Below are 12793 nucleotides of genomic sequence, written 5' to 3'. Positions count from 1 at the left end.
CGATCAGGCGTCCGCGAGCTCGCGCTCCCGTTCCTTCTCCGCCCGCTTGGCCGACCGGCCCGCGACGATCCCCAGCCCGGCGCGGCGCAGCGCGCCGAGCGGGGCGGTGACCGCGCCGATCGCGCGGTCCGCGACGCGGACCTGGTAGGCCGAGGACCCCGACAGCTCGGCGACGATCGCGTGGTGCTCGCCCGCGACCCGGTCGGCGTAGCCGGGCTGGCCGGGCACGCCGTTCATCCGGACGGCCGCGAGCGGCTCCGGCCTGCCGAGGAAGTCCCCGTGGTGGAGCAGGCGCAACCAGCAGTCCAGGTCGAGCAGCTCGTCCCGGCGGCCGCGCCAGCCGCCCGCCGCGTCGATGCTCTCCCGGCGGAACAGCACGTTGCACGCGTCCCCGATGAGGTTCGCCCGGCCCCGCACGATCTTGCGGGCCACCTCGTCCCCGCTGCGGGTGCCGATCAGCCCGTTGAGCCCGCGCCGGGGGACCAGCACCCGGCTGCGGTCGTCGACGACGTGCCTGCGCGCCGCGACGAGCGCGAGGCCCGGGTCGTCGAGCAGCGGTTGGCTCTGCAGCTCCAGGCAGCGGGGGTGCAGCAGGTCACCGTCGACGACCGTCTTGACCAGCGCCCCGGAGCTGAACCGCAGCGCCCGGTTGCGGGCCTCGCTGCGCGGCAGGCGCTCCCCGCTGCGGGTGATCCGGATGCGGGGGTCGGAGAAGCTGCGCATGACCTCGAACGTGCGGTCCCGGCTGGCGTTGTCGAACAGCACCAGCTCGAAGTCCCGCTCGGTCTGGTCGAGCACGGAACCGATGGTCTCGCCGAGGTGCTCGTCGCCGTCCGTGATGGCCGCGACCACCGACACCGCGGGGGCCAGGCCCGGAACCGGCCCGACCGGTCCGCCCGCCGTCACTGCGGGCTCACCGTGTGCGCAGGTCGGGGCGGGGGCACGGGCGCTGCGATCGCATGGTCCGACACTCTACCGAGCGGTCCCGGCGGGCCCCCGGGTCGGTGTGACGGGCGCACTGTCCGTAAGGTTCGGGTCGTGCATCCGGACCAGGCCCACCATCGGGGAGTCACGGTCGGGTGGCCGGCGTCAGTCCGATCGGGTGACAGCGCGGACGTGTCGCACAGCACAGGTCACGTAACGCTTTCCGGTGGTCGTCAGATAACCCGTTCGATGACGAGGAAACGGGTGACAGCACGACCTGCAGTAGTCGGACGCCAAGACGTCAGTACAGACGCACCCGACGTGCGATGAGGGGGACAACTGCGATGCAGCGCAGTCAGCAACCGACGGTGTCCGTGGTGGTGCCGACGCGGAACGAGGCGCGCAACCTCCAGGTGGTGCTGCCGGCGATCGCGGCCGTGCGACCCGCGGTCCACGAGATCATCGTGGTCGACGGCAACTCCGTGGACGGCACGATCGAGACCGCCCGGCGGGTGCTCCCGTGGGTGCGGATCGTCGAGCAGACCCGCAAGGGCAAGGGCAACGCGATGGCGTGCGGCTTCGCGGCCGCCACGGGGGACATCATCGTGATGTTCGACGCCGACGGCTCGGCCGACCCGGCGGAGATCCCGGCGTTCGTCCAGGCGCTGGTCGACGGCGCGGACTTCGCGAAGGGCACGCGCTTCGCTCGCGGCGGCGGGAGCGACGACATCACCCTGCTGCGGCGCAGCGGGAACGCCGGGCTCAACGGCGTGGCCAACATGCTGTTCGGCACGCGCCACTCGGACCTCTGCTACGGGTACAACGCCTTCTGGGCGGACCTGTTGCCGCTCCTGGAGCTGCCGGCGGTGGACGCTCCAGCACCGGGGGACGGGTCGATGCTGTGGGGGGACGGCTTCGAGATCGAGACCGTGCTCGCCTGCCGCGTCGCGGCCGCGGACCTGCGGGTGACCGAGGTGCCGTCCTACGAGCGCGAGCGGATGTTCGGCGACACCAACCTGCGGACCTTCGCCGACGGCACCCGGGTGCTTCGCACCCTGGCCGCCGAGCGTCGCCGGGCCTCGAAGAAGACCGAGCAGAAGGATGCGCTGAAGGGTGCGCAGCCCGCCGCCCGGATCGCTCCGGCCCAGCGCCCCACGCAGCCCCCGGTCCGTGACGGACAGCCCGCCCGCAACGGGCACGCGGTCCAGAACGGCCACGCCGCCCCGAACGGGCACGCCGTGTCGAACGGGCACGCCGTGTCGAACGGGCACGCCGTGGCGAACGGTTTCGCCCCGCAGAACGGCTTCGCCCCGCAGAACGGCTTCGCCCCGCAGAACGGCTTCGCCCCGCAGAACGGCTTCGCGCCCCAGGACGGGCTGGGTGCGCCGCGCCCGCACCACCGGCCGGAGCGGGACACGCTGCCCGTCCCGCCCACCACCGAGCCGGTGACCGCGCACTTCACCGCGGTCAGCCCCACCGAGGACGTCACCCCGGTCGCCGGGCCGCGTCCGGCGCAGCGCCCCTCGCCGCGCCCGGTCAACCGCCCGGCCGTCGGATCCGACCGCCCCGCGCCCGACCGCGCGGCGGCGCAGCGCGAGGCCGTCGACGCGCGTTACGCCCTCGAGGAGGAGGCCTCCTGACGGGGGCCTCCCCTCCGGCGGCGGCGGGCCGCCCGTCATACTCGTGGCGGGCGGTCGAGCGATCGTGGACCCCGGCGGGGACGCCGGGGTCCGCGCCCTACCGCCGGGGCGGAGAACACTGGAACGACCGGCTCGGGCCGGCCAGGAACGGAGTCACGCGGTGAGCATGCCAACCGCTGCGGAGCTGACACGCGCCCGCACGGCGCGGCGCGGCGTCGCGGTCATGCTCGTCCTCGCGGGCGTCACGGCCTGCCTGCTGGCCCTGTTCGACGTGGCAGGCGGCTCCGGTCTCCGGCTGGCCGTGACGATCGGGTTCCTGCTGCTGGGCCCGGGCTGGGCGGCGGCGGGCTTCCTGCGCCGCGCCCCGGCGGCCCACATGTGGCTGCTGACGCTCGGCGTCGGCATCGCCACCACCCTGCTCGCCGCCCAGATCATGGTCAGCGCGACCTGGTGGCACCCCGACCTGATGCTCTACATCGTGACCGGACTCAGCGTGCCCTTCCTGCTGCGCCACGCGGTGGTCGCCCAGTGACGACACAGGACACCCGCAAGGGCGCCGGGAACGGCTCCCCGAGCGCGGAGGAGACCCAGATCCTCGGCCCGCTCCGGCCGCCGCGGGACGTGGCGGACCCGCCGACGACCGCACTGCCGGTCATCCCGGCGCCGCCCGCCGAGGACCCGCCGACCCCCACCTGGGTCGAGCGGAACCGGCCGCTGCTGGACCGCTGGCTCTCGCCGGTCCTCGCCGTGCTCGCGCTCGCCATGCTGCCGCTGGCCACCGCGACCACCGACCTCGACGCGCTGGACGGCTGGGGCCTGGCCAAGGTCCTCGGCCCGGTGGCCTGGGCGGCACTGCTGTTCGCCATCGGCGCCTGCCTCTCCGAGCTCTACGCCCGCAGGCCGCGCATCCCGATGCTCGGCGCGGCCACCGGCGTGCTGATCCTGTGCTCGACGGGTCTGCCGTCGGTGATCCAGCCCGCCGCGCGCTTCGGTACCGCCTGGACCATCACGGGCTTCGTCGACGCGGTCGCGGTCGCCAACGGTGTGCCGCCCCAGGGTCTCGACGCCCGGTTCTCCTGGCCCGCGTTCTTCGCCCAGTGGGCGTGGTTCCGCGAGGCCGCGGGCGCCGACCAGCTGGACGTGGTGCTGCGCTGGTTCCCGCCCGCCGTCGTCACGGTGTGGGCGATCGGGATCTACGCGCTGGCCCGCTCGATGCTCGGGGGCACCCGCGCCCCGTGGGCCGCGGCCTGGCTGTTCGTCGGCCTGAACTGGATCGAGCAGGACTACTTCTCGCCGCAGGCCACGGGCATATGCCTGCTGCTCACCGTGCTGACCTTCGCGCTCGGCCCGCTGGCCACCCGCCGGACGGACCCCAGCGGCGCCCCGGGCTGGCCCGCGCCCCACCTGGGCGCGAAACGGCTGCCGCTGTGGCACCGGTGGCTGGTGTCGGCGGGGACCCCGCCGAACCGGCCGACGCTGCCGCCGCGCCAGCTGCTGCTGGTCTACTTCTGCGCCGCGCTGTGCATCCTCGCGGTCATCCCGGCCCACCAGCTCACGCCGTTCGCGATCCTGGGCCAGCTGGCCCTGCTCGCGATCGTCGGCCGCTACCGGGGCCGCGGTCTGGTGCTGATCGGGATCATCGGCGTCGTCCTGTTCATCCTGATCGCCGCGCGGGACATCTGGATGAACCAGATCACCCTGTTCATCGGCGACGGCAACACCGGCGCCGCGCTGGAGTCCGGCGTGGGCGACCGGCTGACCGGCGACTTCGGGCAGCAGGTGGTCAAGTACGGCCGGTTCCTCATCGCCGCGCTGTCCTACGGCCTGGGCTTCCTCGGCGCGATCATCTACTGGCGCCGCAGGCGGGACCTGGTGCCGATCGGCCTCGCGGTCGTCCCGATGGGCTTCGCCGCGCAGGGCTACGGCGGCGAGGGCTTCCTCCGGATCCTGCTGTTCGGCCTGCCGATCCTCACCATCCTGGGCGCGGACCTGCTGCGCTTCCTGGTGCGGTGGCGGGGCTGGATGCGCCCGGTGCTCGCGGTGGGCATGGTCGCGCTGTTCGCGATCCTGATCTTCCTCCGCGGCGGCAACGACTCCTACCAGGTCGTCTACCCGCGAGACGCGGAGATGTACCGGCAGGTCGTGGCCACCACGCCGCCCGGGCAGAACGTCATGCCGCTGTCGGACCCCGGGCCGTTCGCCATCGAGGGGCTCACCAGCTTCGGCCGCGGCGGCGGCATCGAGGGCTGCGGCCGGATCGCGGCGGCGGGCACCCAGGAGCAGATGCTGTCCTGCATCGCCCAGATCAACCCCGACGTGATCGTGAACTTCCGGGACATCGAGGCCCAGGGCGTGCACCTGTTCCTCAACAAGCCCGGCTGGTCGCTGGACCTGGCGAACGCGCTGACCGCGAGCGGCCAGTACTACATGTGGTTCCAGCACCCGGACGACCCGTACGACTTCGTGCTCCGCAAGACGGGCGCACCGGTGATCGACGCGACCACGCAGGGGAGGCCGGGATGACCCTGGACCCCTCCTTCGACCGCTGGGTGTGGCTGTCGTTCTTCGGCCTGCTGGTCGTGCTCGGCGTCCGGGCCTGGGTGGTGGAGAGCAGCCGCGGGAGGCTGACCCGCACCCCGGGCCGGATCCGCGCGCTCACCGGCGCCTCGGTCGTCATGGTCTGCCTGGTGGCCGGGATGCTCTGGATCCAGGGCGGCCAGCAGGTGTTCGACGCCGTGGTGCACCGGACGGACCCCGTCACGGGCCTACCGCTGGACCAGCCGCGACCGGTCGTCGCCCCGAACGCGCCTCCGGCCGACCCGAACGCACCCGTCGACGAGCACGGCAACCCCGCCCAGGCCCCCGCGGTCCCGCCCGCGGGCACGGCCGCGGGCCCTTGACGAACGCCGGGAAACCGGCGCCCACCAGCACCGACGCCCCACCCGGGGCGGTAACAAGGCTCTCGACGACGACGTCGGTCAGCAGTGGCACGTCCCGCCGCGGGACGTCGATCGCCGCGCGATATCGTGACGCCGCTGCCGATTCGGCGGTTCGGGTGAACCGCAACCGCCGAACCGCGGGGGGCATCGATCGCAGCAGCTGCAGTTCTTGTCCAGGGAGGGCTTCCAACCCCATGTCGGATCAGGTCTACGACTTCGTCGTCGTCGGTGGCGGGGCCGCCGGGTGCGTCCTGGCGAACCGTCTCAGCGCCGACCCGGCGAACCGGGTACTCCTCCTGGAGGCGGGCAAGTCGGATCCCTTCTGGGACGTCTTCACCCACATGCCCGCCGCGATGGGCCTCGCCATCGCGAGCGAGTCGCACAACTGGCACTTCCAGTCCGAGCCCGAGCCGTTCATGAACAACCGGCGCATGGACCAGCCCCGCGGCAAGCTGCTCGGCGGCTCCGGCTCCATCAACGCCATGACGTTCGTGCGCGGCCACCCGGCCAACTTCGACGAGTGGGGCCGGGTCACCGGCGACGAGGCGTGGGACTACGAGCACGTCCTCCCGTACTTCAAGCGCATCGAGGACTCGCTGACCTTCGGCGGGAACGAGTACCGCGGCCGCGGCGGGCTGCAGACCGTCGAGAAGGCCCCCGCGGACCACCCGCTGTTCTCGCTGTTCTTCGAGGCCGCCCAGCAGGCCGGCTACAACCTCACCGCCGACCTCAACGGCGCGGTGCAGGAGGGGTTCGCGGCGTTCGACCGCAACATCCGCCGCGGCCGCCGCCAGTCGTCGTCGCAGGCCTACCTGCACCCGGTGATGGGCCGCCCCAACCTCGAGGTGCGGACCCACGCGCTGGCCACCCAGGTGATCTTCTCCGGGAACCGCGCCGTCGGCGTGACCTACCGGACCTCGGACGGCGAGCGGATCGTCCGGGCGAAGGAGATCGTCCTGTCCGGTGGGGCCTTCAACACCCCGCAGCTGCTGCAGCTCTCCGGCGTCGGCAGGCCGGACGAGCTGGCCGCCGTCGGTGTCGCGCCGCTGCACGAGCTGCGCGGCGTCGGCTACAACCTCGAGGACCACCTCGCGGTCCAGGTCCAGCACTCGTGCACCCAGCCCATCTCGATGGTGCACATGAAGGACAAGAAGAACTGGCCGAAGATGGGCCTGCAGTGGCTCGCCGGCCGCGGGCCCGCCACCAGCAACATGTTCGAGGCCGCCGGGTTCATCCGCAGCAACGACGACATGGCCTTCCCGGACGTGATCATCGGCTTCGCCGCCATGGCGATGAAGTTCGACGAGAAGCGCATCGTGGACGGGCACGGGTACCAGGTGCACGTGGGCACCATGGCGGCGCGCTCGCGCGGCAGCGTCACGCTGAAGTCCGCCGACCCCACCCAGCACCCGCGGATCGTGTTCAACTACCTGGACAACCAGCGGGACCGGGACGACTGGGTCAAGGCGATCCGGATCGCGCGGGACATCATGTCGCAGCCTGCGTTCGCGGGCGTCGACGGCGGGGAGGTCGTCCCCGGCCCGGCGGTGCAGACGGACGAGGAGCTGATCGCCTGGGTCGCGGAGGCGGCGCAGACGGGTCTGCACCCCACCGGCAGCGTGCGGATGGGGACCACGGCGGACGACGTCGTCGACCCCTCGTCGATGCGGGTGCACGGGCTGGAGGGTCTGCGGGTCGTCGACGCGTCGGTCTTCCCGACCGTCACCAACACCCAGACCTACGCGCCGACGCTGATGGTGGCCGAGAAGGCCTCCGACATGATCCTCGGCAACACCCCGCTCGAGGCGGTGCGGCTCGCCCGGCCCGAGGTCGTGTCGCAGGCGCGGCCGTCCGCGGCCCCGGACGCGGTCGTCAGCCCGGTCGGCTCGGCCTGACAACACCCACCCCCACCTCGGAGGACTGCTCGATGGAACTGCCCCAGCGGGCACCGGCCTGGGTGGGCCGGGTGGACCGACGGGCCCTGGGCCCGGACGCGCTCGACCTCGCGGTCGACCCGCGCTACTCGGCCGCCCGGCTGCTCGTGACCGCCGGGGACGTGCCCGTCGGGCTGATCACCGTCGGGCTCGTCGGCGGCCGCGCGACGACGTCGACGGTGCGGGCGGCGATCGACGCCCAGATCGGCGAGGACTCGGGGGAGGAGACGGCGCTGCCGGACTCCGCCGAGCCGCTGACCGTCGTGATCGCGACCCGGGGGCGGGCGGAGAGCCTCCGGAAGAGCCTCGCCGCGGTCGTCGCCGGGGACCACCCGGCCGTCACGGTGGTCGTCGTGGACAACGACCCCGTCGACGACGCCACGCAGCGCGTCGCCGAGGAGTTCGCGGAGCGCGGCGTGGTGTACGTCCGCGAGGCGCGCCGGGGCCTGTCCGTGGGGCGCAACCGGGGCCTGCGCGAGGCGGCCACCGCGCTCGTCGCCTTCACCGACGACGACACCGAGGTGGACGGCCGCTGGGCCTCGCGGATCGCCGCGGTGTTCGCGGCCGAGCCCGGGCTGGCCTGCGTGAGCGGCCCGGTCGTCGGGGCGCGGCTGGAGACCGAGGAGGAGCTCGCGGCGGAGCGGGCGCTCGTCTGGAACCGCGGGTTCGAGTCGCGCCGCTACTCGCTGGCGGATCCGCCCGAGGACTCCGCGATCTTCCCGTTCTCGCCGGGCCTGTTCGGCATCGGCGCGAACTTCGCCGTCCGGGCGGACATCGCGCGGGCGGTCGGCGGGTTCGACGAGGCCCTCGGCGCGGGCGCCCCGACCCGCGGCGGCGAGGACTGCGAGTTCATGGTCCGGCTGGTGCTCGCGGGCCACCAGGTCGGCTACGACCCGGGCGCCTACGTGTGGCACCACCACCGCTCCTCGCCCGAGGAGCTGCGCAGCCAGCTGCGGGGCTACTCGATGGGCCTGGGCGGGTTCCTCACCAAGATCGCGCTGGACCCGAAGGCGGGCCTGATGGCGGCGAAGCGGCTCCCGGCCGCCGTCGCGCAGTTCCGCCAGATCGGCGACCGCGAGGCCACCGCCGGAGACGGCATGGCGGCGGGCAGCCTGCGCGAGCGCATCACCTGGATCGCGGACGGTGGCACCGCCTACGTCCGCGGCAGGCGCGCCGCCCGCCGGTCCGGCGGGCGGATCCCCCGACTCTCTCCGATGGGGACTGAGAACCAGTGACGACCCCGCCCGAGCCGCCGGAGCAGCCGACCGGGCCCCTCGAGCACCAGAAGCCCGACCCGCAGACGTCCGACCCGGGGGAGCGCACCACGCCGGTGCCGCCCGCCGAGCCGGCCCCCCAGCCGTCCTCGACGGACTGGACCGGCCCCGGCACCACGCCGCAGCCGGTCGTCGACGAGGCGCCGCCGCGAACGGTGTCCCGCAGGACGCTCTACGTCGTCAGCGGCGTCGCCCTGGTCGCGATCGTGGCGCTGATCGCGGTGCTGCTCTCCCGGCCGGGGTCGGAGCAGGCGCGGCCGCAGCCCGCCGAGCCGCCGGGCCCGACGTCGACCACTGAGACCCCGAGCGCGGGCACCGAGACCAGCGCGGCGACGCTGCTGGGCTGGGGTGAGCCGAGCCGGGTCGACGAGTTCGACGGCCCGCGCCCGCAGGGCTGGAACCTGTACAACGGCCAGGGCCACGACGGCAACGGCCGCCGCACCCCGGACGCGATCAGCGTGCGGGACGGCATCCTGACCATCACGGGCGACTCCGACGGCAACACCGGCGGCATGGCGCTGTACCCGGGCCAGATGTACGGGCGCTGGGAGGGTCGGGTCCGGCTGCCGGAGAGCGACCCGACCTACCACGCGTTGCTCCTGCTGTGGCCGGACGCGGAGGACTGGCCGCGCGGCGGCGAGGTGGACTTCATGGAGGCCACCGACTCGTCGCGGCAGAGCGTCGAGTTCTTCCTGCACTACGGGCGCAACAACAACCAGGACCACGGCGAGGTCGCCGTCGACGCCACCCAGTGGCACAACTGGGCCGTCGAGTGGACCCCCGACCACATCGTGGCCTACCTCGACGGCCAGGAGTGGTACCGCAACGAGGACAAGAGCCACCTCCCGCCGCGGCCGATGCACCTGACGATCCAGCTGGACTGGTTCCCGGAGAACGGCGACCCCGACAACGTGCGGGAGTCCGAGATGCAGGTGGACTGGATCAAGGAGTACCCGCTCCGCTGATCCGCCCCACTGCGGGGTCACTGCGGGCGGCGGGCCGCGGGCATCTTCAGGGTTCTGGCGTTGGCGATGTCGATGCTGCCCGTGTCGGTGTCCAGGTCCGGGTCGAACCAGGCCGGGACGGGTGCCGCGATGCCCGGGCCGATGCGCTCGGAGCTGTTGAACGTGTCCGGGCGGATCCGCCCGGCCGCCCGGCCCGCGAAGTAGCTGCCGACCCCCGCGATCGTGCGCGCGATCTCGGCGCGGGAGGGCTTCACGTGCTCGGCGAGGGCCTTGCGGTACCAGGCCAGCTGGACGTCGAGGGCGTGCTGCAGGCTGTAGTGCCGCCGGACCAGCTCCAGGGCGAAGGCGGCGTTCGTCCGCCGCCGCACCGGGTCCGCCAGCAGCGACTCGAACTCGCGGACGAGGACGTCCTCGCCGGTGCCGCCGTCCCCGATGCCGTAGAACCCGTGCCACCGGAACTCGCGCGCCGAGCGGCGGTCCAGGACCTTGAAGAACCCGTGCTCGCCCTGCACGATGCACGGCTTGCCGAAGGCCATGGCCCGCAGCACGGAGCCGCCCATGCCGAGCGCGATGTCCGCCGACTCGTAGGCCGGGCGCGGGTCCACCCGCAGCCCGGGCAGCGTGACGACCTCGCGGCCCGCGCGGGCGTTCACGGCCGCGGCCAGGGCCTGCAGCTCGGGCATCGCGGGACCGTCGCCGACCAGCACGAGCCGGACCGGGTAGCGCGCGGCGAGGCGCCCGGCCGCGCGGATCGCCGTCTCCAGGCCCTCCTGCTTGAGGGCGCGGGCGAACCGGCTGACCGCGACGACCATGATCTCGTCCGGCTTCACGCCCATCTCGGCGCGGAAGTCGTCTCCGCCGGGGTAGCCCGGGTACTGCCCGACGACGTCCGTGGGGATCTCCAGGATCCCGATCGAGCCGCTGCGCTCGCGGGTCTCCATGGCGATGAGCGGGCCGCAGACCTGCAGCGGGATCGAGCCGGGCATGAAGTCCGGCACCGACATGCTGTTGATCGTCATGGTCATCGGCACGTCGTCGGAGCGGTGCGGGCCGAGGAACATCAGGATCGACGGGGTGAGCTCGTAGGTGTGCACGAGGTCGGGCTGCACCCGGCGCACCACGTCCCGCATGCGGCGGTAGGCGCTGCGCGCGGTGGGTGCGATGTTGTCCGGGCTCAGCTCCTCGATGGCCTCGAAGGGCAGGCCCTGCTCGGCGATGACGTCCTCGAGCACGCCGGGCGGGCCGGCCATGTGGACCTCGTGGCCGAGGTCGCGGGCGCCCGCGGCGAGGTCGACGGAGTTGCGTTGGCTGCCGCCGATGCCGAGGTTGTGCAGCACGACGAGCAGGCGCAGGCGCCGCTCTCCGGTCGGAAGCCGGAGCGCACCGTTCGGCCAGGTCACGTCGTGGTCTCCCGTCTGTCTCTCAGCGCCGGCTCTCAGCGCTCGACCGGCTGTCGGTCGGAACGCTCGGCGCCCGGTTCGTCGAGGTCGGCCTCCGCCCCGTCGGGGGCGGCCTCCTCCTCGGCGCGCGCCTGGCGGCGCAGGGTGGCGATGTACCGCAGCAGCGGCACCGCGACGACGGCCGCGGTGAGCGCCTGGGCGAGCAGGAACGCCAGCCCGGCGCCCCCGACCCCCATGCGGTCCATCAGCACGATCGCGAGCCCGATGACGAGCGCCGCGGTGAACACCTCCAGGACGACCACGCGCCCCATCTGGTTGCGCAGCCGGGAGGTGTTGATGAAGTTCATGTTGACGATGGTGAAGGGGATCGCGAGCACCGCGTAGCGCAGCACCCAGGTGCCCTCGTCGGAGTACGCGTCTCCCAGGATCGACAGCAGCCACGGCGCCAGGAAGAACAGCGCGGGCACGCCGAGGACGCCGATCGCGTAGCTCAGCCGGAACGTCCGCCGCATCAGGGCCCACTGCTGGCGCCGGTCGTGGCTGGCCTCGACGACGTAGGACGAGCTGATGTTCCAGATCAGCAGGCTGAACGACTCGGCGACGAGCCAGGGGAGCGCGTAGTAGGCGTTCGCCTCGGTCCCGAGCCGGGCCACGACCAGCAGCGGCAGCACCAGGGGGATCACCACGGTGACGGCGCCGGTCGCGTACTCCGCGAGGAAGATCGTCAGCAGCCCGCGGCGGTCGGGCATGGGGGGAGTGCCCGGGCCGGGCGGCGGGATGCGCGGCAGCAGCCGCAGGAACAGGATGGGCGCGATCACCAGCTGCAACACGATGATCGGGATCGCCCAGGCGACCAGGATGCCCTTCTCGAACGCCAGCGAGGCGAACAGGATGAGCAGCCCCATCTTCCCGAGCGCGAACAGCAGCTGTTCCAGCGGGATCCAGGTGGACCTGCGCAGGCCGGTGAGCACCCAGTCCTGCAGCGTGGACAGCGCCAGCAGCACGACGAGCAGCGGGAACCCGAGCCGGTCCCAGGTCGTCGGGAACAGCTCGGGGTGCGGGAAGAACAGCAGGAACCCGAAGCCGAGCAGCAGCGCGATCACGGTCGCGATGCCGTAGCCCGCGAGCACCAGCCGCCGGCCGCGCCCGTGGGCCGAGGCGAGCACGCGGCCGAACAGCAGCCCGACGTTCGAGGCCGCGATCTGCGAGAACATCGTGGCCGTGGAGAGGATGGCCGAGGACCGGCCGACCTCCGCGGCGGGCAGGCGGGCCGCGATCGCCCAGAAACCGAGCCCGACCACGGCCGTGATGCCGGTCGCCGCCATCAGCGAGAAGGCGTTCAGCTCCAGGCTGGGCAGCAGGCCCTTCCGCTTCGGCTGCTCCGACCCGGCCGCCGGCGCCGGCTCGACGATCGGCACCGGCGCGGTCGCCGCGGCCGCGCCCGGCGCCGGGACGACGGCGGCGAACCGCTCGGTCGCCGGGTCCGCGTACGGGTCGGCGCCGGGACCCGTGTCGCGGTGGGCGGTGTTACGGCCGGTCACCCACGAGACGGCGGTACGCCGGAGCTTCTGCGTCCGCTCGTTGTCGGAGTCCACTACCGCGCTACCCACCCGATGTGATCGTGCCTGTGCTGGTGCCTCCACCGTGGCCTGACGAGCGTAGTGGGCACCCCCTCGGGGGCCTCTGCCGGGTGCACCGACCGGGTTACCTAGTGTCC

10 protein-coding genes are annotated in these 12793 nt (G+C 73.3%); 7 read left to right on the top strand and 3 right to left on the bottom strand.

Annotation, left to right across the window (positions count from 1 at the left end):
* Nucleotides 1-3: 3 nt before the first annotated feature.
* Entirely contained in the window at nucleotides 4-906 is a 903-nt protein-coding gene (locus BLS43_RS05475; protein ID WP_093077709.1) for a glycosyltransferase family 2 protein, read from the bottom strand.
* 362 nt (nucleotides 907-1268) lie between these two features.
* Between BLS43_RS05475 and BLS43_RS30910 the strand changes: the two genes are divergently transcribed.
* The 7 genes from BLS43_RS30910 (at nucleotide 1269) to BLS43_RS05440 (ending at nucleotide 9676) form a co-directional block, all read left to right on the top strand.
* Nucleotides 1269-2564, top strand: coding sequence for a glycosyltransferase family 2 protein (locus tag BLS43_RS30910; protein WP_245707317.1), 1296 nt, complete (start codon nucleotides 1269-1271; stop codon nucleotides 2562-2564).
* A gap of 160 nt (nucleotides 2565-2724) precedes the next feature.
* Nucleotides 2725-3096 (top strand): hypothetical protein, encoded by a 372-nt coding sequence (locus BLS43_RS05465; protein ID WP_093077706.1) that lies wholly within the window; start codon nucleotides 2725-2727, stop codon nucleotides 3094-3096.
* On the top strand, nucleotides 3093-5087 hold the full coding sequence (locus tag BLS43_RS05460) for a hypothetical protein (protein ID WP_093077703.1): 1995 nt from the start codon (nucleotides 3093-3095) through the stop codon (nucleotides 5085-5087). Before BLS43_RS05465 ends, BLS43_RS05460 begins: the two co-directional genes overlap by 4 nt.
* Nucleotides 5084-5464: a hypothetical protein gene (locus BLS43_RS05455; RefSeq protein ID WP_093077700.1), complete on the top strand. Its 381-nt coding sequence runs from the start codon at nucleotides 5084-5086 to the stop codon at nucleotides 5462-5464. Before BLS43_RS05460 ends, BLS43_RS05455 begins: the two co-directional genes overlap by 4 nt.
* 233 nt (nucleotides 5465-5697) lie before the next feature.
* Nucleotides 5698-7398, top strand: a complete 1701-nt coding sequence (locus BLS43_RS05450; RefSeq protein WP_093077697.1) for a choline dehydrogenase — start codon at nucleotides 5698-5700, stop codon at nucleotides 7396-7398.
* 32 nt (nucleotides 7399-7430) lie between these two features.
* Nucleotides 7431-8672 (top strand): glycosyltransferase family 2 protein, encoded by a 1242-nt coding sequence (locus tag BLS43_RS05445; protein ID WP_093077695.1) that lies wholly within the window; start codon nucleotides 7431-7433, stop codon nucleotides 8670-8672.
* Nucleotides 8669-9676: a glycoside hydrolase family 16 protein gene (locus tag BLS43_RS05440; protein WP_218129719.1), complete on the top strand. Its 1008-nt coding sequence runs from the start codon at nucleotides 8669-8671 to the stop codon at nucleotides 9674-9676. Before BLS43_RS05445 ends, BLS43_RS05440 begins: the two co-directional genes overlap by 4 nt.
* Before the next feature lie 17 nt (nucleotides 9677-9693).
* Here the strand turns inward: BLS43_RS05440 and BLS43_RS05435 are convergent, their stop codons facing one another.
* Both BLS43_RS05435 and BLS43_RS05430 read right to left on the bottom strand, forming a co-directional pair.
* Complete coding sequence (locus BLS43_RS05435) at nucleotides 9694-11076, bottom strand: glycosyltransferase family 4 protein (RefSeq protein WP_093077693.1); 1383 nt, start codon at nucleotides 11074-11076, stop codon at nucleotides 9694-9696.
* 35 nt (nucleotides 11077-11111) lie between these two features.
* Nucleotides 11112-12686, bottom strand: coding sequence for a lipopolysaccharide biosynthesis protein (locus BLS43_RS05430; protein ID WP_143029947.1), 1575 nt, complete (start codon nucleotides 12684-12686; stop codon nucleotides 11112-11114).
* Nucleotides 12687-12793 lie beyond the last annotated feature (107 nt).

The sequence above is a fragment of the Pseudonocardia oroxyli genome (assembly GCF_900102195.1).
Lineage (GTDB): Bacteria > Actinomycetota > Actinomycetes > Mycobacteriales > Pseudonocardiaceae > Pseudonocardia > Pseudonocardia oroxyli.
The sequence above is the reverse complement of the archived record's forward strand: the minus strand, read 5'-3'. Positions and strand labels throughout refer to the sequence as shown.